General features: G+C 66.7%; 18 protein-coding genes. 9 read left to right on the top strand and 9 right to left on the bottom strand.

From position 1 onward, the window contains the following. The coding region (locus P2Q66_RS13615) for a DEAD/DEAH box helicase (protein ID WP_275728892.1) at window positions 1-807 on the bottom strand (807 nt) is incomplete at its 3' end. A gap of 88 nt (window positions 808-895) precedes the next feature. Beyond that, a complete protein-coding gene (locus P2Q66_RS13610; RefSeq protein WP_275728889.1) occupies window positions 896-1,588 on the bottom strand; it encodes a GNAT family N-acetyltransferase in 693 nt (230 codons plus the stop codon). Window positions 1,589-1,704: 116 nt separating this feature from the next. Here P2Q66_RS13610 and P2Q66_RS13605 point away from each other — a divergent pair, with 116 nt between their 5' ends. Then, the gene (locus P2Q66_RS13605; protein WP_275728887.1) at window positions 1,705-2,598 is read left to right on the top strand and encodes a rhodanese-related sulfurtransferase; all 894 of its coding nucleotides are present in this window, start codon (window positions 1,705-1,707) and stop codon (window positions 2,596-2,598) included. 28 nt (window positions 2,599-2,626) lie between these two features. Here P2Q66_RS13605 and P2Q66_RS13600 read toward each other — a convergent pair whose 3' ends face one another. Both P2Q66_RS13600 and P2Q66_RS13595 read right to left on the bottom strand, forming a co-directional pair. Then, entirely contained in the window at window positions 2,627-3,190 is a 564-nt protein-coding gene (locus P2Q66_RS13600) for a hypothetical protein (RefSeq protein WP_275728885.1), read from the bottom strand. Between the two features lie 50 nt (window positions 3,191-3,240). Further along, window positions 3,241-3,699 carry a hypothetical protein gene (locus P2Q66_RS13595; protein WP_275728883.1) on the bottom strand — a complete coding sequence of 153 codons (459 nt, stop codon included), beginning with the start codon at window positions 3,697-3,699 and terminating at the stop codon, window positions 3,241-3,243. A gap of 86 nt (window positions 3,700-3,785) precedes the next feature. Between P2Q66_RS13595 and P2Q66_RS13590 the strand changes: the two genes are divergently transcribed. From P2Q66_RS13590 to proC, 5 genes are all read left to right on the top strand, one after another. Next, on the top strand, window positions 3,786-5,450 hold the full coding sequence (locus P2Q66_RS13590) for a methyltransferase (RefSeq protein ID WP_275728880.1): 1,665 nt from the start codon (window positions 3,786-3,788) through the stop codon (window positions 5,448-5,450). A gap of 123 nt (window positions 5,451-5,573) precedes the next feature. Then, entirely contained in the window at window positions 5,574-8,300 is a 2,727-nt protein-coding gene (topA, locus tag P2Q66_RS13585; RefSeq protein WP_275728879.1) for a type I DNA topoisomerase, read from the top strand. 94 nt (window positions 8,301-8,394) lie between these two features. Continuing rightward, a complete protein-coding gene (locus P2Q66_RS13580) occupies window positions 8,395-8,847 on the top strand; it encodes an SseB family protein (RefSeq protein ID WP_079597549.1) in 453 nt (150 codons plus the stop codon). Between the two features lie 80 nt (window positions 8,848-8,927). After that, window positions 8,928-9,917 carry a Ppx/GppA phosphatase family protein gene (locus P2Q66_RS13575; RefSeq protein WP_115524833.1) on the top strand — a complete coding sequence of 330 codons (990 nt, stop codon included), beginning with the start codon at window positions 8,928-8,930 and terminating at the stop codon, window positions 9,915-9,917. A gap of 304 nt (window positions 9,918-10,221) precedes the next feature. Further along, entirely contained in the window at window positions 10,222-11,055 is an 834-nt protein-coding gene (gene proC / locus P2Q66_RS13570; protein WP_115524832.1) for a pyrroline-5-carboxylate reductase, read from the top strand. Window positions 11,056-11,074: 19 nt separating this feature from the next. Here proC and P2Q66_RS13565 read toward each other — a convergent pair whose 3' ends face one another. Both P2Q66_RS13565 and P2Q66_RS13560 read right to left on the bottom strand, forming a co-directional pair. Next, the gene (locus P2Q66_RS13565; protein WP_172801511.1) at window positions 11,075-11,713 is read right to left on the bottom strand and encodes a TrkA family potassium uptake protein; all 639 of its coding nucleotides are present in this window, start codon (window positions 11,711-11,713) and stop codon (window positions 11,075-11,077) included. Window positions 11,714-11,753: 40 nt separating this feature from the next. After that, complete coding sequence (locus P2Q66_RS13560) at window positions 11,754-13,184, bottom strand: potassium transporter TrkG (RefSeq protein ID WP_079597546.1); 1,431 nt, start codon at window positions 13,182-13,184, stop codon at window positions 11,754-11,756. A gap of 104 nt (window positions 13,185-13,288) precedes the next feature. On the opposite strand from P2Q66_RS13560, the gene P2Q66_RS13555 reads away from it, so the two are divergent. After that, on the top strand, window positions 13,289-14,500 hold the full coding sequence (locus P2Q66_RS13555; protein WP_275728876.1) for an acetoin utilization protein AcuC: 1,212 nt from the start codon (window positions 13,289-13,291) through the stop codon (window positions 14,498-14,500). Between the two features lie 25 nt (window positions 14,501-14,525). Here P2Q66_RS13555 and P2Q66_RS13550 read toward each other — a convergent pair whose 3' ends face one another. Further along, window positions 14,526-14,996, bottom strand: a complete 471-nt coding sequence (locus P2Q66_RS13550; protein ID WP_079597544.1) for a hypothetical protein — start codon at window positions 14,994-14,996, stop codon at window positions 14,526-14,528. 152 nt (window positions 14,997-15,148) lie between these two features. Here P2Q66_RS13550 and P2Q66_RS13545 point away from each other — a divergent pair, with 152 nt between their 5' ends. Beyond that, complete coding sequence (locus P2Q66_RS13545) at window positions 15,149-15,706, top strand: metalloregulator ArsR/SmtB family transcription factor (protein WP_275728872.1); 558 nt, start codon at window positions 15,149-15,151, stop codon at window positions 15,704-15,706. A gap of 17 nt (window positions 15,707-15,723) precedes the next feature. Here P2Q66_RS13545 and P2Q66_RS13540 read toward each other — a convergent pair whose 3' ends face one another. After that, window positions 15,724-17,061 carry an alpha-hydroxy acid oxidase gene (locus P2Q66_RS13540; RefSeq protein ID WP_275728870.1) on the bottom strand — a complete coding sequence of 446 codons (1,338 nt, stop codon included), beginning with the start codon at window positions 17,059-17,061 and terminating at the stop codon, window positions 15,724-15,726. Between the two features lie 99 nt (window positions 17,062-17,160). Between P2Q66_RS13540 and P2Q66_RS13535 the strand changes: the two genes are divergently transcribed. Beyond that, complete coding sequence (locus P2Q66_RS13535) at window positions 17,161-17,871, top strand: FCD domain-containing protein (RefSeq protein ID WP_115524878.1); 711 nt, start codon at window positions 17,161-17,163, stop codon at window positions 17,869-17,871. Between the two features lie 24 nt (window positions 17,872-17,895). On the opposite strand, the gene P2Q66_RS13530 is transcribed toward P2Q66_RS13535, so the two are convergent. Then, window positions 17,896-18,651 (bottom strand): substrate-binding domain-containing protein (locus tag P2Q66_RS13530; protein ID WP_275728866.1); only part of this gene is annotated, 756 nt, incomplete at its 5' end.

Genomic DNA, 18,651 nt, shown 5'->3' with positions numbered 1-18,651 from the left:
GGTGGCACCGTGCGGCGAACAGTCCCGGGAGACCGCTGTGACCGGCGCGCCGATCAGCCTGGAGAACGAGGCATCGGGATCGGAGGCGGTGGCTGACGCGGCAATAAACACGGGTTCGGGGAAGGACGAGCCGGCTCCGTAGTAGGCACAGATGCGCCGCAGCCGCCGCATCAGGTTGGCCACGTGGGAGCCGAACACGCCGCGGTAGCTGTGGGCTTCGTCCACGATCACATAGCGGAGGCGGCGGAAGAACCCGGCCCACCAGGCGTGGTTGGGGAGGATGCCGAAGTGCAGCATGTCGGGGTTGGCCAGGATGAAGTTGGCGTGGTCCCGGATCCAGCGCCGGGAGGCAGGGTCCGTGTCGCCGTCGTACGTTTCCGCCCTCACCGTGGGCAGTTTCAGCGCCCGGATCGCGTTCAGCTGGTCGGCGGCCAGCGCCTTGGTGGGGGAGAGATAAAGGGTAACTGCACCGTCGTCGTGGATCTTGCCGGGGTCGGCGAGGACCCGCAGTTCCGAGCGGTGGATGGCATCCAGCGCAGGCAGCTGGTAGGCCAGCGACTTTCCGGACGCCGTTCCCGTGGCCACCACCACGTGTTCGCCGCCGTGGGCGATGTTCGCCGCTTCCACCTGGTGCCGGTACGGCTCCTGGATGCCCAGCGAGCCGTATGCCGCGGCCACATCAGGGTGCAGCCAGTCCGGCCACGGCTCGTACAGGGCGGCGCGGGCCGGGATGGTGCGGACATGACGGAGCTGTTCCGGATCCGGGCCGCGGCCCAGCAGGGGAATCAGGGAGTCATGGGGGTTCACCCCCACATTGTTTCACCCGTCACGGAGCCAGCCGGCCCGGTTCGCCCAAGGGGTAACCGGACCGGCGGGATCTGCCGAAGAAGGAGGGTCAGCTCAGGGAAAGGTCGGAACCGTCATGGGATGCCGACAGCATCAGGACCCGCGAGACAGTGCTCCAGCCCAGATGGGAATACAGCTTTTGGCCGTCAATGGACGCCAGCAGCAACCCGGTCTCCACGTCGTGTTCGAAGGCCTGCGCAGCGAGGGCCCGCATGATGAAACTGCCCAGTCCGCGGCGCTGGAACCCCGGTTCGGTGATGATCTTGTCGAACACGGCGGTATCGCCCACCACGAACACCCGGCCGCTCGCAGCCACAGTGTCGCCGGAGCGCACTTCCGCATAGTGGACGTGGTTCTGCTCGGACAGGTACAGCTTCAGGTCGTCGTCCGAAAGCCACGGGTCCTCGGCGTCCTGCGTTTCCATGTCCACGATCATCATGGTTTGCGAATCGGAGGTGACGTTCAGCCCGTGCTGGCGGGCCAGCCCCGCGTAGCGCTCGACGTCGTTGGTGAGGATGGTCAGCACCCGGGCGGGGACCTCGGCAGTCTTGGCCGCCAAGGCCGCGAACTCTTCCGGGGTTGGATCGGAGGCGAAGAATTCCCATTCCCCGCTGGTGTCGGCCCGGAGCGCAGCGGGGAAGCGGCCCTCGGTGGACGTCTGGTATCCGCGGCAGCCGGCCCAGCCGGCCACCCACACTTCAAGAAGGCCTGTGATGTCTTCAATCATGGTTTCCGGGCTCATGACTGAACACTAATCCAGCCCGATCGCCAGCAACAGTGGGCGGCGGAGTGCTTATGCAATCGTGATGCAGGAGGCGCCGATCCGGTCCAGGAACCCCAGCCGGTACCCTTAAATACGTGGCTTTGAACCGAATTGTCCTTTTTTACGGCTTTACCCCCATCGCGGACCCGGACGCGGTGCGTCTCTGGCAGCGTGCCCTCTGCGAAAAGCTGGGCCTCACCGGCCGCATCATCATCTCCAAGGACGGCATCAACGCCACCGTCGGCGGTGAAATTGGTGCCGTGAAACAGTACGTCAAGACCACCCGGGAGTACAAGGGCTTCCACGGCATCGACGTTAAATGGTCCGACGGCGGCGCGGACGACTTCCCCAGGCTCAGCGTCAAGGTGCGCGACGAGATCGTCTCCTTCGGAGCTCCCGGCGAGCTCACGGTGGACGCCAACGGTGTTGTGGGCGGCGGCAAGCACCTGAAGCCGGAAGAGCTGCACGAGCTGGTGGACGCGAAGACACAGAGCGGGGAAGAGGTGGTGTTCTTCGACGGGCGGAACGCGTTCGAAGCCCAGATCGGCCGGTTCAAGGACGCGGTGGTCCCGGATGTCGCCACCACCCACGACTTCATCAAGGAGCTGGAGTCCGGCAAGTACGACGAACTCAAGGACAAGCCCGTGGTCACCTACTGCACGGGCGGGATCCGCTGCGAGGTGCTCTCGAGCCTGATGGTGAACCGCGGCTTTAAAGAGGTCTACCAGCTGGACGGGGGCATTGTCCGGTACGGCGAAACCTTCAAGGACCAGGGCCTCTGGGAAGGCTCCCTCTATGTCTTCGACAAGCGCATGCACCTGGAGTTCAGCGAGGACGCCAAGACCATCGGCGAATGCACCCGCTGCTCAGCACCCACCAGCAAGTTCGAAAACTGCTCCAATCCCAGCTGCCGCACCCTCACGCTCTACTGCGCCGAGTGCGCCGCCAGTCCGGAAACGCTGCGGTGTCCCGAGGGCTGCGCCGCCTGAACACCCTGGAGCTGCCGCCCGCGCGCGGTCACAGGCGCCGCACGCGGTAGGCAAAGTTGGCTCCGGTTCGAGCCTCAACGGTGATGCTCAGGGCCGTCTCCGTGGAGAGGTAAATGACGTTTTCGCGGTTGACGCCGCACCTGAGCCCAAGGTCCACCAGCGTGAGCACATCACTGCGGACGGTAAACGTCACCCGCCGCTGGCTCCGGCAGGCAAGAGCCAGCGCATAGGTGCCGGTTCCGAGGACCGGCGTGGCTTCGGTCCGCACCTCCCCGGCGCCCAGCAGCCCGGCGCCCGCGTGGACCACCGTCTGCGGGGTGTCGGGGAGGGTCTCTGAGATCCACCCCTCCAGCTCGGCTTCGGTAACCGGGTCCCGCCGCAGCGGGTCACGAGTGAACACCGGGCCCGGGAGCGGTGTCGCCTCCGCCGGGGCGGACCAGTCCCGGCCGTCGTCGTACGTATATTCGCAGCCGCTTAGCGTTCCCGCTGCCAGCACGATGCCCAGGACGACGGCGGCCGCCGGCTTCCGTGCCAGCGGCGCCCGTGCTATCCGTACGGGACGGGGCGCGGAGGCTTTCCGCACGCTGGGCATAATCCGACTTTATGCCTGCCGGCGCCGGCGGGCCATAGCCCCACCGCTGCCTATTCGGCAGGCACCAGGTGGTAGGCGTAGATCAGCGGAGCGTCCACGCTGGACGTGCTGATGCTCAGGGTGCCTGCCTCAGGCAGTGTGATCCGGGTCGTTTCCTTGCTGCCGTTGCAGGCCGCGCCGTGGTCCACCAGCTGGGCGCCGTTCAGCGATACCGCAAAAAAGGCCTTCCCGCCGCCTTCGCAGGTGGCTGTCAGCGTGTAGCGGCCTGCGGGAACGTTGGCCGCTTCCTCGATGATGCGGTCCCGGTTAAGGATCTTGCCGGCGTCCGCCAGGACCGTCCCAGCGGCCGTGGGCAACGCGGTGGCCCGCCACTGCGGAACGTCCCCGTTCTCGATGGACACCAGGGGTGCGCAGGCGGCCAATGCAAGGACCGCGGCCACCGGGGCGCTGAATGTCAGCACGGCAGTTCCGCGGCGGGCGCGCGGAAGGAAGGAAAGTCGGGAAGGCATGCTTCCACGCTACCGCCTGGGCGGGACCAGGCTGCACTGCCGGGCGCCGCCCCGGGCGGCGCATCCCGCCGGACTAAACTTGTCCGGTGCCTAGATCCCCATACGAGTTCACCGCCGGCAACACCCCCGACGCCCCGCGCAGCGACCTTCCCGAACTGCTCACGGCGCTCGCCGCTGACCTGCGCCGGCTCGGCTACACGCTCGACGGCGTCGCCCGGCTGCTCGGGCCCTCCGCGTCGGCTGCGCTGAACCGGGACCAGACCATCCCTGCCCTGCTCGCTGCCGAGCGCGCCGTCCGGGAGGACGAGGGCGCAGCGGCGCTTGCCGCCGTCGTCCGTCTGTGGCTCCTGGCCGAACCCCAAAAACGGGAAACGCTCGACGCCGCCCTGCCGGGCATCCGCGTCAGGGGCCTGCTGGAGCTGGGGCTGCTGCAGCCCGTTCCCGGTTCGGGACGGCTGGCAGCCAAGGCGGACCTGCGGCCCTACGGCTGGGACGCGAACGAGGACGGCAGCGGAGGGGCCGAACTGTGGGTAGCCAGTGACCTTGCCGCCCATCAGCAACCGGGCGTGCTGCGGCATGACCACGTCCTGGGCATCGGCCAGGCGTCCACCACACTGGTGCAGACCACCATCAGGCGGCACACGGAGCGGGCGCTGGACCTCGGTACGGGCTGCGGGATCCAGTCGTTCCACCTCCTCCACCACTGCGAGCACGTGACGGCAACCGACATTTCCGAACGGGCCCTGGCCTTCACGCGCTTCAATATCCTGCTCAACGCCGAGGCCCTCGCTGTGGACCCGGCGCGGCTGGAGGACCGGGTGAGCCTCCGGCTCGGGTCGCTGCTGGATCCGGTGGCGGGTGAGGAATTCGGCCTGGTGGTGTCCAACCCGCCCTTTGTCATCACCCCGCGGCGTCCGGGGGAGGAGGCCGCGGAGCAGTTCACCTACCGGGACGGCGGGATGCCGGGCGACGAGATCGTCTCCTCGCTGGTCAGGGCACTGCCGTCGGTCCTCGCCCCTGCCGGAACAGCCCAGCTTCTGGGCAACTGGGAAGTACCGGCCGGCGCCGAGTGGCAGGAACGGCCGCAAAGCTGGGCCGGTCCGGCCGTGGACGCCTGGTTCATCCAGCGGGAACAAGTCAGCCCGGAACAGTACGCCGAGACGTGGCTGCAGGACGCATCGGAAAGCCGGGACCGGCAGCACTACCGCGATGCCTATGAGGCCTACCTCGCCGACTTTGAATCCCGGCAGGTGGAGGGGATCGGCTTCGGCATGGTCTGGCTGCGGCGTCCCGTTACTGGCGGGCAGGTCGCGGTCAGCCGGTTCGAGGAAATCACCTACCCCATCGAGCAGCCTATCGGCCCCCACCTGGGCGCCGCCGTCGAACGCAGCGACTGGCTGGCGGCCAACGACATTGAGGACGCGCACCTGCTGGTGGCGGATGACGTCACGGAGGAGCGGCACCAGCGGCCGGGCGCGGAGCACCCGGGCGTCATCCTGCTCCGCCAAGGGGCAGGGCTGCGCCGCACCAACCTGCTCAGTACGGAACTGGCCGGCTTTGTGTCGGCGTGCGACGGCGACCTGTCCGCCGGGCAGATCGCCGGTGCGCTGGAGGCCCTGCTGGGCGGCAGTATGGGTGCCGTCGAAGATGGCCCGGACGGCGGTTTTGACGCCGGTAACTTCCGGAGTGCGCTGCTTGCCGATGTGGAAAACCTGGTCCGCGACGGCTTCCTTATTCCTGCTGCCGATTAGGCGTCCGCGGCGCCTGCCTGCAGCCCCCGGTTTTCCACAGGAATGCGCACAATTCTCCAAAATATGGTGAACTAGGCCAATATGGGCTCATCTGCCCCAGCAACCTTTTTCTGTAGGAGCACCGTGCCAAGCAAGGCCAAAACCGGCAAGAAACTCGTGATTGTGGAGTCTCCGGCCAAGAGCAAGACCATCGCCAAGTACCTCGGCGAGGGCTTCATCGTTGAGGCCTCCATTGGTCACATCCGCGACCTGCCGCAGCCGTCCGAGCTCCCCGCAGAGCTGAAGAAAACCTCGGTGGGCAAGTTCGCCGTGGACATCGAGCACGACTTCAAGCCGTACTACGTGGTGTCCGCGGACAAGAAGAAAAAGGTGACCGAGCTCAAGGCGGCGCTCAAAGACGCGGACGAACTTTACCTCGCAACCGATGGGGACCGCGAGGGCGAAGCCATCGCGTGGCACCTGCTGGAAGTGCTCAAGCCCAAGGTCCCGGTGTACCGGATGACGTTCGGCGAAATCACCAAGGAAGCCATCCAGCGCGCCATGGGCAACCTGCGCGACGTCGATTCGGCGCTGGTGGACGCCCAGGAAACCCGCCGCGTCCTGGACCGCCTGTACGGCTACGAAATCTCCCCGGTCCTGTGGCGCAAGGTGGCGCGCGGCCTGTCCGCCGGCCGTGTGCAGTCCGTTGTCACCCGCATGGTGGTGGACCGGGAACGCGAACGCATGGCGTTCAAGGCGGCGTCCTACTGGGACCTCACCGGCCAGTTCGGCGCGGATTCCGGCTCCTTCAAAGCCAAGCTCGCGGCTGTTGACGGCGCCAAGGTGGCCACCGGCCGCGACTTCAACGACGACGGCGTCCTCACCTCCAAGAACGTCGCGCACCTCAACGAGGAGCTGGCTACGTCGCTGGCAGCAGGGCTGCAGGATGCCTCGTTCACTGTCCGTTCCGTGGACACCAAGCCGTACACCCGCCGCCCGGCCGCGCCGTTCACCACCTCCACACTGCAGCAGGAAGCGGGCCGCAAGCTGCGGTTCTCCTCCAAGAGCACCATGCAGGTTGCCCAGCGGCTGTACGAAAACGGCTACATCACCTATATGCGTACCGACTCGTCCGCGCTGAGCGACGAAGCCGTGACCGCTGCCCGCCGGCAGGCTGCCGAGCTTTACGGCCCCGAGTACGTTCCGCAGTCCCCGCGCGTGTACGCCAACAAGTCCGCCAACGCGCAGGAAGCCCACGAGGCCATCCGTCCCGCCGGTGACTCCTTCCGCACGCCCGCCCAGGTGGCAAAACAGCTCTCGGGCGACGAGTTCCGGCTGTACGAACTGATCTGGAAGCGGACCGTTGCATCCCAGATGGGCGACGCCAAGGGCTCGACTGCGACCATCCGCCTGGGTGCGGTGGCTGCGGACGGGCGGGATGCCGAGTTCTCCGCGTCCGGCACCGTGATCACGTTCCCCGGCTTCCTTGCAGCCTATGAGGAAGGCAAGGACGAAACCCGCGGCGACGACGACTCCGACGAAGCCCGGCGCCTTCCCAACGTTGCCAAGGGCGATGCCCTCAAGGCCTCGGACATCATCGCCGTGGGCCACGAAACCTCGCCGCCGCCGCGGTACACCGAAGCGTCGCTGACGGCGGAGCTGGAAAAGAAGGGCATCGGACGCCCGTCCACCTACGCCTCCACCATCTCCACCATCCAGGACCGCGGCTACGTCCGGAAGCAGGGCTCAGCCCTGGTACCCAGCTGGATCGCCTTCTCGGTCATCCGCCTGCTGGAGCAGCACTTCAGCGACTACGTGGACTATGAGTTCACCGCGGACATGGAAGGCGACCTGGACAAGATCGCCAACGGCCAGGCCGTTGGCGCCTCCTGGCTTCGGCACTTCTACTTCGGGGAAGACTCCGATCCGGGCCTGCTCAGCATCGTGAACAACCTGGGCGAGATCGACGCCCGGGAAATCAACTCCATCCCCATCACCGACGAGATCACGCTGCGGGTTGGCAAGTTTGGTCCGTACCTGGAAAGTTCCGCTGCCACCGTCGACCCCAAGACCGGGGAAATCGTGGAGTCGGCGCGCGCCAATGTGCCGGAGGACCTGGCACCGGATGAACTGACGGCGGCCAAGGCCATCGAGCTGATGGAGACGGCGGCCCCCGAGGAGCGGGTGCTGGGCACCGACCCGCACACGGGCCACACCGTAGTTGCCAAGAACGGCCGCTATGGCGCGTACGTCACCGAGGTCATCCCCGAGATGACCGAGGAACAGATCGCCAACCAGCCGGTGGAGTACTACAAGAACGGCAAGCCCAAGCCGCCCAAGAAGCCGGTCAAGGCCAAGCCGCGCACCGGCTCGCTCTTCAAGTCCATGACCGTCGAGTCCGTAACCCTTGACGAGGCGCTGCAGCTCATGAGCCTGCCGCGCGTCCTGGGCGAGGACGCCGAAGGCAACCTCATCACCGTGCAGAACGGCCGGTTCGGCCCCTACCTGAAGAAGGGGACGGACTCCCGGTCCATCGGCTCGGAGGAGGAAATCTTCACCATCACGCTGGAGCAGGCCCTCGAGATCTACTCCCAGCCGAAGCAGCGCGGTGCCCGTGCTGCGGTGCCGCCGCTGGCGGAATTCGGCCCCGATCCGGTGTCCGAGAAGAACATCGTGGTGAAGGAAGGCCGGTTCGGCCCGTACATCACCGACGGGATCACCAACATCACCGTTCCGCGCGCCACCTCGCTGGAGGAACTCACCCGCGAACAGGCCGTGGAGCTCCTCGCCGAGAAGCGCGCCAAGGGCCCGGCCAAGCGCACGGCCACCCGCAAGGCGCCGGCCAAAAAGAAGGCAACGGCCAAGAAGTAATCTCTTCCAGTGGTTGAGCTGTTCGAAACCCATGTTTCGAACAGCTCAGCAACCGGCGTTTGCGCGGGGCACCGGAACGTGATCGGGTAGAGGCATGACTGAACAGCCCGGAATTGCCGACCCGACTCCGCTGAACGACCTTGAGGAGAAGCTCGCCAAGGGCGGAGAGCCTGACGCGAGTCCCGTGGACGTCATCCTGTCCTTCCTCAACAGCGAGGTGTACATCGTCAGCTCGGACGGCATCGAGGGCGAGGACTCCCAGGTGGAGCCCCTGGTCCTGGCCAACTCCGACGGCGACCCCGTCCTTGCCGTCTTCTCGCACCCCAGCCGTGTTGACGAGCAGTATCTTGCAGCAGCCCCTAACGTGCTCGGCACCCAGGGCGCAGCGATCATCGCCAACATCGGCGAGGAGCTGGGCATGGTCATCAACCCCGGGGCGGCCTACGGCTTCGAAATCAACCCCGAGGGCGTCGCCAACATCAAGCGCGATTTCAAGCGCGCGGACGAACTCCCCGGCGATGCCCCGACGGACCCGTCCACCAACTGACGCCGCAACAATTGACCTGCTGCACCCGCTGACCGGGTGGCGGTTGGAATCCACCTGCTGCGCCAGTGAATAATGGCAGGATGCGACTAGGCGTCCTCGATATCGGGTCCAACACTGTCCATCTTCTGCTGGTGGATGCCCACCCTGGTGCGCGCCCGGTTCCTTTTGCATCTCACAAGCGGCCCCTGTCCCTGGTCCAGTACTTGGAACCTGACGGCAGCATCAGCGACGCCGGGCAGCACGAACTCACCGAATTCGTGCTGGAAGCGTGGGAGTTCGCGGCCCGGCACAAGGCAGAGGACCTCCTGGCGTTTTGTACGTCGGCCATCCGCGAGGCCACCAACGGTCCCGAGGTCCTGGCCCGCGTCAAGCATGAAACCACCGTGACGCTGCAGGAGCTGACCGGCAGTGAGGAAGCGTCCATGACCTTCTTCGCCGTTCGCCGCTGGCACGGCTGGGGTGCCGGCCCCATCCTGAACCTGGACATTGGCGGCGGTTCCTTCGAGATGGCCTTTGGCCAGGACGAGCTCCCCGAGGTGGCCACGTCAGTGCCCTTGGGCGCCAGCCGGCTCACCCGGGACTGGCTGGCGGAGGACCCTCCCAGCGCAAAGAGCGTGAAGGAACTGCGGCGGTACATCCAGGCCACCCTGAAGCCCGCGGTCCGGGAGTTCGACGGCCTGGGCAGGGCCAACCTGGTGGCCGGAACCTCCAAGACCTTCCGGTCGCTGGCCCGGATCGCCGGGGCGGCACCGAGCGCGGGCGGTCCCTACGTCAAGCGGGAACTGCACGCCTCCGATCTTGGGATCTGGGCGCAGCGCATTTCGGCGATGAAAGCCGAAGACCGGCTGCATCTGCCCGGTGTCTCCGAGGCGCGCGCACACCAGCTCCTGGCCGGTGCGCTGGTGGCTGAGGCCGCACTGGAGCTGTTCAAATTCAAGAAGCTCCGCATCTGTCCCTGGGCCCTGCGCGAAGGCCTCATTCTGCGCCGCCTTGACCAGCTGGTCTTCTCCGGGCCTCTTGAACCCGCGCCGCACATCGCCGCCCCGCAGGCCGTGGAGGCACCCGTCTAGGACCGGCCTTTAAAAGCGGAAGCACCGGGGCCGGCAACAGGAAAATGGGGGAAAACCTGTTGCCAGCCGCCGGTGCCCTGGCAGACATCCCCATGCCTGCCGCATCACTCGCACCCTCAATGAGGTAATAACCACAGTAGGGGCGCAACTTGTGAGGGACCTGCGCTGAACATGGGAGCCAGCTGTGAATCCAGCCAACGCGGGGTCAGATACGGCCCAAAATCGGGCAGGAATTGGGCTTTATCCGACCCCGCGTTGCTATAAGAAGTCGGCACCCGCCGGTGCTAACTGCAATGATGGAGCCATGAGCAACCGAATCGCATTCCTTGGCTGTGGATCCATGAACGAGGCCATTCTCGGCGGCCTGCTGGAAGCTGGCACGGATCCGGCGGACGTCGTGGCTACGGTCCGGCGCGCCGAGCGTGCCGCCGAACTGGCCGAGCGGTACCACGGCATCACCGCCATCGCAGGCGAGGAGGAGCCCGACAACAACAGGCAGGCCACCAAGGGGTCCGCCGTCGTCATTCTTGGCGTCAAGCCGGTGGGCATCGCGGACCTCGCCCGGGAAATCAGCGAGGCTCTTTCGCCGAACACTGTAGTGGTCAGCGTCGCCGCCGCGGTGTCGATCGCCCAGCTCGAAGCCGCGCTCCCCGCGGGGCAGCCGGTCATCCGGACCATGCCCAACACACCGGCCAAACTGGGCCGCGGCGTGGTGTCCGTTTCGCCCGGCACCAACTGCACCCCTGAACAGCTCCAGCAGGTCAAGGACATCCTGCAGGGCGCGGGAACCGTCGTCGAAGTACCTGAGGAACAGGTGGACGCGCTCTCGGCCATCAGCGGCTCGGGACCCGCCTACGCGTTCTACCTCGCCGAAGCAATGGCCGCCGCGGGGGTGGAACTGGGCCTGGACCATGAACTGTCCCTGCTTCTGGCCCGCGAAACCGTAGCGGGCGCCGGGCTCATGCTCGCCGAACCCGGTGCCGACCCGTCAGCGCTGCGGAAGGCGGTCACCAGCCCGAACGGCACCACGGAACGCGCCATCGCCACCTTTGATGAGCAGGGCATCCCGTCCATCATCGCCGCCGGCGCAAAGGCCGCAGCGGACAGGGCAGCGGAGATCACCAAACAGCTCGGCTAATTTGGGCCCGCCCAAACCCCTACGGCCTGGCGGCGAAGCGCTCCAGCAGGTCCACGTGGCCGGACACGATCAGCATGTCCCGTGAGGACACCTTGGTCTCCGGCCGCGCGTAGGTGAAGTCCTCACCCGGTGACTTCACGCCCACGATCGTCACGCCGTACTTGGAGCGGACCTTGGACTCATCAAGTGTGAAACCCACTGTTTCACGGGGCGGGTACATCTTGACGATGGCGAAGTCGTCGTCGAATTCGATGAAGTCGAGCATGCGCCCGGACACCAGGTGCGCCGCGCGCACGCCGGCGTCCGCTTCCGGGTAAATCACGTGGTTGGCGCCGATCCGCGTGAGGATCTTGCCGTGCGACGGTGTAATCGCCTTCACCCACAAGTGTTCAATGCCCAGGTCCACCAGGTTGACGGTAATCAGCACGGAAGACTCAATGGACGTGCCCACGCCCACGACGGCCGAGCTGAACTCCTGGGCTCCAAGCTGCCGGAGTGCGTCAATGTTGGTGGCGTCGGCCTCCACCACGTGGGTCAGCAGGGGAGCCCACTTCTGCACCAGGGTCCGGTCCCGTTCGATCGCGAGCACTTCACGGCCCTGCTTCACCAGCTGCTCGGCGGTGGATGAACCGAAGCGGCCCAGCCCGATCACCAGCACCGGAGCATTATGGGCGGGGCGCCTGGGGGCGTCTGGGGAACTAGCCAATGATGGGCCTCTCTTCGGGATAGTGGTAGAGCTGGCTGCGCTGGCGCAGGGCCAGGGCGGCGGCGAGGGTTACGGTGCCTACACGGCCCGCAAACATGAGCGCTGTCAGGACGTACACGCCCTCGGGCGGAACCTCCGCGCTGAGGTTGGTGCTCAGCCCCACCGTGGCGAACGCGGAAATGGTCTCGAACAGGACGCGGTCCAGGGACGCGCCGCTGATGTGGAGCAGGAGGAACGCGGAGACGGACACCAGGGTGGCGCCGGCAACGATGACCGAAATGGCCACCCGCATGCTGCCCTCCGGGATGGTCCTGCCGTACACCTTCACGTCGGCGTCGCCTCGAGCTTCGGCAACGATGGCCAGGAACATCACGGCGATGGTGGTCACTTTGATGCCGCCCGCCGTCGACGCTGAGCCGCCGCCGGCGAACATCAGGGCATCCGTCAGGAGCATGGTGGTGGATTCCATCTGGTTCTGGTCCACCAGGTTGAACCCGCCGGACCGGGTCATGACGGAGGCGAACAGCGAGTGTGTCACCTTGTCTCCGAAACCCATCGTGCCGATGGTCCGCGCGTTGTCCCACTCCATCAGGCCCCACAGGAACGTACCCGCCACCAGGAGGATGAAGGAAACCTGGATGGTCAGCTTGGTGTGCAGGTTCCACCGCTTCCAGTTCAAGCCGTTCTGCTGCAGGACCATCACCACGGGAAATCCAAGGCTGCCCAGGAAGACGCCCAGCATCAGGGGAACCAGGATCCACAGGTCAGTCTCGTACGGGACGATGCCGTCCGAGTGCGGGGTGAAGCCGGCGTTGTTGAAGGATGAGATGGCGTAGAAGATTCCGTGCCACACGGATTGCCAGAACGGCTCGCCAAGAGTGAGGAACCGTGGGATCAAGGCCAGCGCCAGGATCCCTTCGATGACCACGGAGGTGGTGATGACGATCCGCAGCAGGGTACCCACTTCGCCGAGGCGGCCTGCGTTGTTCATGGATTCCGCCGCAATGATCTTGCCGCGGACGCCGAGCCGTTTGCTCACCATCAGGGCCAGCAGCGACGCCAGGGTCAGCGTGCCCAGGCCGCCGATGAACACGCCGATCAGGATCACCAGCTGGCCGAAGAAGGACCAGTGGACCGCCGTCGACACTACCGTGAGGCCTGTAACGCACACGGCGGAAACCGCGGTGAACATGGCCTGGTGCAGTGGGGTTGCGGTGCCGGCGGCAGAGGAAACGGGCAAGGACAGCAGGAAGGTGAACACCAGGCAGACGGCGGCGAACGCGCTCAGGGCAAGCCGGGCGGGGGAGGTGTTGGCAATGTCGTCAATGAAGTCGCGGAGCCGCGTTAGGATCCAGAGGCCCTCCCGCTCCTGCGCGGGGTGCCAGCTGGCCGAATTCCGGGGCCTCGACTGGCTTTGCGTCATGTGTGGCTTTTCCTCGGTTGAATCTGCTTCCCTCAGTAGTAAACCACTAATGCCCGCGTAATGGCCGGGCGGACAAGGGCCCGGCCTCCGGTAGCCTGTGATTGATGACATACCTGCCCGGTCTCAGCAAGCCCGCGCCGCCAACGACGGTGGCGTGGAGCCCTGACATGACCGCCTACAACTTCGGACCCGGCCATCCCATGGCACCGGAGCGGATGGACCTTACGGCACGCCTGGTCCGGAGCCTGGGACTGTTCGATCTTGAGCATGTTTCGGTGGAAGCCCCTGGGGTGGCCGCCGACGCCGACCTGGAGTCCGTGCATTCGGCCGAGTTCGTTGCGGCGGTGCGGCGGGTGAGCGAGGACCCGTCCGAATCGGATGAATCCCGCGGCCTGGGCACCGAGGACGACCCCGCCTTTGCCGGGATGCATGAAGCCGCCGCGCGGCTGGCGGGCGGATCCCTGCTGGCTGCGTCCCGGATCCTGGACGGGTCAGCCCTGCACGCCGTGAACTTCGGCGGCGGCATGCACCACGCGGCCAGGGACCGTGCCAGCGGCTTCTGCATCTACAACGACGCCGCACTTGCCGTGCAGAAGCTGCTCGACGGCGGCATCCGCAAGGTGGCGTACATCGACGTTGACGCCCACCACGGCGACGGCACGGAAAGCATCTTCTGGGATGACCCCCGGGTCCTCACCCTGTCCCTGCACGAAACCGGCCTCACACTGTTCCCCGGAACCGGGTTCGCCAACGAGATCGGCGGGCCGCAGGCGGAGGGGACGGCCGTTAACATCGCCTTGCCGGCCGGAACAGGCGACGCCGGCTGGCTTCGGGCGTTTTACGCCGTGGTGCCGCAGCTCGTGGCCGCCTTCGAACCCGAAGTGATCGTAAGCCAGCATGGCTGTGACTCCCACCGGACGGACCCGCTCACGCACCTCAATCTCAGTGTTGACGGCCAGCGGGAGGCAGCGTCCGCCGTCGGACATCTCGCTGAGCGCCACTGCGACGGCCGCTGGATCGCCACCGGTGGCGGCGGGTACAACGTCCTGCATGTGGTGCCGCGGTCCTGGAGTCACCTGGTGGCCATCGCCGTGGGGCGGCCGGTGCCGCTGCGCACCCCGGTGCCGCAGGACTGGCGCGATTATGTGGAGGAGAAATTCGGCACATCCGCGCCCGGCCTGATGGGCGACGACGTGGAGCTGTGGTGGCGGTCATGGGAGGTCGGTTTCGATCCCAACGACGCCGTGGACCGTACCGTCATGGCCACCCGCAAAGCCGTGTTCCCGCTCCACGGACTCGACCCCTGGTTCGACTAGTGTCCCGTCGAACCCCCGGCCCGCATCAGGATGCAGCCTTTTCGGTCTGGAACACCACGCCTGCCGCGCCAATCAGCCAGCCCAGCAGCGACAGGGCGAACGCTCCGATCAGGTCCGTGGACGCCGTGCCCTTGGCCAGCCAGAGGAGCAGGACCAGCAGCCCCACCGCCATGTAGACCACAATGGCCGCGACGATCCGTCCGGACAGCCTGGCGGTGACGTCGCCGGGGCTGAAGGGGGTTTCGGTGCGGCCAGACCCCTCAGCATGCCTCACCTCGGCGATGGTAAATCCCAGGGCGGAGGCTGTCAGCGAGCTAAGCGACGTGGCCAGGACACCCGCCGCCGTGACCAATGCGCCGTTCAGGGCGGGAGCGGCAGTCCTTCCGTCCGGCACCCAGAACCCGACGCGGAGCAGCACGCTGCCCCACACGGCGACGAAAAGGCCCAGGAACACAAAAGCGATGATGTTGAACAGTTGCCGGCGCAGGGCATCCATGATGGCCCACCCCCTTGTCTCAGGTGGCGGCGGCCGGGCCGGCCGGGGCACAGTTCAACCGTTGTAACACCTGCGCCGCATGGGCAGCAATAGCCAGTTGGCTGACGAAATAGTTGATGCCTTTCGGCGTATATGTCGTTAGGGTGGGAGGCATGGTGACAGACGACGTATTTGCCGTCATTGCGGAATCAACCCGGCGGGACATCTTGGTCTCCCTCCGCTCCGGAGACAAGGCCGTGGGGGAACTCGTGGAAGAACTGGCAGCAAGCCAGCCCACCATTTCCAAGCACCTCAAGGTCCTGCGCGAGGCGCAGCTGGTCAGCATGCGGGCGCAGGGACAGAAGCGCTACTACGCGCTGAACCGCAAGCCGCTGGAAGGGATCGCCAGCTGGCTGGAAACGTTCGACGTCGGCTCGTCGGCTCCCGCTGCTGCTCCGCTCCGTCCCGCAGGCCGCGCCGCCGGGGACTCCGCCACCCCCCGGAGCGCTGCCGGCGAGACGCCCGAGGCGGTGGCTGCCGAGGCCGTCTCGGAAGGCGTCCTGGCACCGGACGGTGCCGAACTGAGCCCCGCCGTCGTTATTCCCGGCGGCACCACACAGTCGCTGAGCGATGACAGCGTTCCGCAGCAAATCGGCCGCACGGTGGGCCGTGCGGCGACCCGCGCGGCCGACCTGCTGGCCAACTTGCCGAAGTTCGGCCGCAAAAAGTAGCGCGAACCCCGCAGGACCTACTTGTTCAGCAGGCGGACGTGGTCCGGGGTGAGCTCCGAGATGTTGCTGACGCCCAGGAGCGCCATGGTGCGGGCCATGTCCTTCTCGAGGATCTGGAGGGTGCGGTCCACACCGGCGCGGCCGCCGGCCATCAGTCCGTACAGGTAGGCGCGGCCGATCAGGGTGAAGTCCGCACCGAGGGCCAGGGCTGCCACGATGTCAGCGCCGCTCATGATGCCGGTGTCCAGCATGATCGCGGCGTCGGTGTTGTCCGCCATGAAAGCCTGCTTGACCTCGGGGAGCAGGTGGAACGGAATGGGAGCCCGGTCCAGCTGGCGTCCGCCGTGGTTGGACAGCACCACACCGTCGGCGCCGTGGTCAACCACCCGGCGGGCGTCCTCCACGGTCTGGATGCCCTTGACCACCAGCTTGCCCTTCCAGGTTTCGCGCAGCCAGTCGAGGTCCTCGAAGGTGAGGGTGGGGTCGAACATCGAGTTGATGAGGTCCGCCACGGTGCCGGTGTAGCGGGACAGCGAGGCGAATGTCAGCGGCTCGTGCGTGAGGAAGTTGAACCACCAGGCCGGGCGGTAGGAAGCGTCCAGCACGGTCTTGACTGTCAGTGCCGGCGGGATGGTCATGCCATTGCGGACGTCGCGGAGGCGGGCGCCGGCGACGGCGGTGTCCACGGTGACCATCAATGTGTCGTTCCCGGCCCTGGCGGCGCGCTCAATCAGTTCCAGCGAGCGGTCGCGGTCTGTCCAGAGGTACAGCTGGAACCAGTTGCGGCCGTTCGGGGCGGCGGCGGCGACGTCCTCGATGGAAGCGGTGCCCATGGTGGAGAGGGTGTAGGGGATGCCCGCAGCTTCGGCCGCCTGGGAACCGGCGTACTCGCCCTCGGACTGCATCATCCGGGTGAAACCGGTGGGGGCGATGCCCACGGGAAGGCGGGAGGGCTTGCCCAGGATTTCGGTGCCCAGGTCGATCGTGGAGACGTTCCGCAGGATGCCGGGCCGGAACTCGATGTCCAGGAACGCCTGGCGTGCTCGGCCGAGGGTGATTTCCTCTTCAGCTGCGCCGTCCGTGTAGTCGAACGGGGCCTGGGGGGTGCGGCGCTTGGCGATGTCCCGGAGTTCCCAAATGGTGCTGGCGCGCTTGAGCCGGGCCTCCTTGCTGAACTCAGGCTTCTTGAACTGCATCAGGGGGGCCAGGTCCGAGTACTTGGGGATGCGCCGCTTCAGTGCCGCCGGAACAGCGGACGGCGCCGGTGCTTTAGCGGGTGCCGGCGCGGCGGGAATGTCGGTGGCATCCGGCGCGGGGGTCGTTTCCGGGTTGTTGGGCTGGATGGTGTGGGTCATGGCGTCCTCCATTGGGCAGGCGGGTCCGTGTCCGGAACCTTCTGTGGTCTAACCACACTCTAGGCCATGTGGTCCAACCACATCAACTACTATTTACGTATGCGCACCCACCAGCTTGTCCTGTCCTGGATCGAGAACGAGCTTTCCGGCGGCCGGCTGACCGTGGGCGGCCGGCTTCCGGCCGAGCGCACCCTGGCGGAACAGCTGAAGGTGTCGCGGACCTCGGTCCGGGAGGCGATCCGCATCCTTGAGGCCATGGGTGTGGTCCGGGCCGGCGTAGGGTCGGGCCCGGAAGCGGGAACCGTTGTCATTTCGGATCCGACGGCCGCGCTTGGCTCCGCCCTCCGGCTGCACGTGGCCACCCAGCACCTGCCGGTGGCGGACATCGTGGAAACCCGCGTGCTGTTGGAGTCGTGGGCCGTGGCGAAAGCCGGTCCGGATGCACCGGAACTGGAGGAGGCCTCGGCGCTTCTTGAAGCGATGGCCGCAGAAGACCTCGCGGTCAGCGACTTCCTGGCACTGGACGTCCGTTTCCACCTGGCGCTGGCCGACGCCGCGGGCAACGCCGTTGTGAGCGCGATGATGGGATCGCTCCGCGAGTCCATTCAGGGATATGCGGCGGAGCTGACGTCCGGACTGCCTGACTGGGAGGCCACGGCATCGCGGCTGCGGGCCGAGCACCAGGACATCCTGGCGGCCATCAGGAACGACGACGGCGGGCAGGCGGCCAGTCTGGTGGCCGCCCACATTGAGGGGTACTACAAAGAGGCCGGGCTGGCTTCCGCCGGAACGGAACCGGCCCGGCCGTAGCGCGGGCCCGCGTCCGCCGGCCCGTCAGCCGTGGACTGCCGTGCGGGGGGCCTTGGCCGGGCCGGTGCTTGAACGCACTTCGAGCCTGGGCTGGTACCGGCTCCCCGGAGCCTCGTTCTCCTCCTTGCGGATGAGCGCCCGCAGCTGCTGCCATGCCTGCTCGCCCAGTTCCGTGATGGGCACCGCCGCCGTGGTGAGGGCCGGCGTCGTGTATTTGGCGAACGGAATATCGTCGAAGCCGGTGACGGAGATGTCTCCCGGCACGTCCAGGCCGCGTTCATGCAGCCCGCTCATCAGGCCCATGGCCACCAGGTCGTTAAAGGCCAGGATTCCCGTGGCGCCGCTCTCCAGTACCGCGTCCACTGCCCCGTGTCCGGTGTCGAAGTCGGATCCGCCTTCAAGCATGGTCACCTCCACCTGGGGATGGGCTGCCTTGAAGGACTCCAGTCCCTGGAGCCGGAGTCCGTTCGAGGCGCTGCGGGGCGGACCGGCAAGGAATGCCAGGCGGGTGTGTCCGAGGTCCACCAAGTGCTCCGCGATGTCCTGCACGCCCTGGCCGTAGTCCACCACCAGGCTGGGTACGCCGGCGGCTGCGGTGGTCCTGTTGATCAGCACCAGGGGGTGCAGCGAGGGTGCGATCTCCTCCAGTTCGGCGTCGCTCATGCGGGGTGCGCAGAGGACGAGGCCGTCACAGCGACGGCGGGCCTCGCCGGCGAGGATGGCCTCCTCGCTGGAAACCTCGAAGGAATCGGCGATCAGAACCCGGTAGCTGTCCTGCGC

This window comes from Arthrobacter sp. Cr_A7 (assembly GCF_029222765.1).
Taxonomy (GTDB): domain Bacteria; phylum Actinomycetota; class Actinomycetes; order Actinomycetales; family Micrococcaceae; genus Arthrobacter.
Note: the sequence above shows the minus strand (reverse complement) of the source record. Positions and strands in the feature narration are given on the sequence as shown.

What these genes read in the sequence shown, in the direction of transcription:
- P2Q66_RS13545 (WP_275728872.1), top strand. Translation starts at nt 15,149, where the DNA reads ATGGTGACAGACGACGTATTTGCCGTCATTGCGGAATCAACCCGGCGG.
- P2Q66_RS13560 (WP_079597546.1), bottom strand. Translation starts at nt 13,184, where the DNA reads ATGACGCAAAGCCAGTCGAGGCCCCGGAATTCGGCCAGCTGGCACCCC.
- P2Q66_RS13580 (WP_079597549.1), top strand. Translation starts at nt 8,395, where the DNA reads ATGACTGAACAGCCCGGAATTGCCGACCCGACTCCGCTGAACGACCTT.
- P2Q66_RS13575 (WP_115524833.1), top strand. Translation starts at nt 8,928, where the DNA reads ATGCGACTAGGCGTCCTCGATATCGGGTCCAACACTGTCCATCTTCTG.
- P2Q66_RS13600 (WP_275728885.1), bottom strand. Translation starts at nt 3,190, where the DNA reads ATGCCCAGCGTGCGGAAAGCCTCCGCGCCCCGTCCCGTACGGATAGCA.
- P2Q66_RS13550 (WP_079597544.1), bottom strand. Translation starts at nt 14,996, where the DNA reads ATGGATGCCCTGCGCCGGCAACTGTTCAACATCATCGCTTTTGTGTTC.
- P2Q66_RS13540 (WP_275728870.1), bottom strand. Translation starts at nt 17,061, where the DNA reads ATGACCCACACCATCCAGCCCAACAACCCGGAAACGACCCCCGCGCCG.
- P2Q66_RS13595 (WP_275728883.1), bottom strand. Translation starts at nt 3,699, where the DNA reads ATGCCTTCCCGACTTTCCTTCCTTCCGCGCGCCCGCCGCGGAACTGCC.
- P2Q66_RS13535 (WP_115524878.1), top strand. Translation starts at nt 17,161, where the DNA reads ATGCGCACCCACCAGCTTGTCCTGTCCTGGATCGAGAACGAGCTTTCC.
- P2Q66_RS13555 (WP_275728876.1), top strand. Translation starts at nt 13,289, where the DNA reads ATGACATACCTGCCCGGTCTCAGCAAGCCCGCGCCGCCAACGACGGTG.
- P2Q66_RS13610 (WP_275728889.1), bottom strand. Translation starts at nt 1,588, where the DNA reads ATGAGCCCGGAAACCATGATTGAAGACATCACAGGCCTTCTTGAAGTG.
- proC (WP_115524832.1), top strand. Translation starts at nt 10,222, where the DNA reads ATGAGCAACCGAATCGCATTCCTTGGCTGTGGATCCATGAACGAGGCC.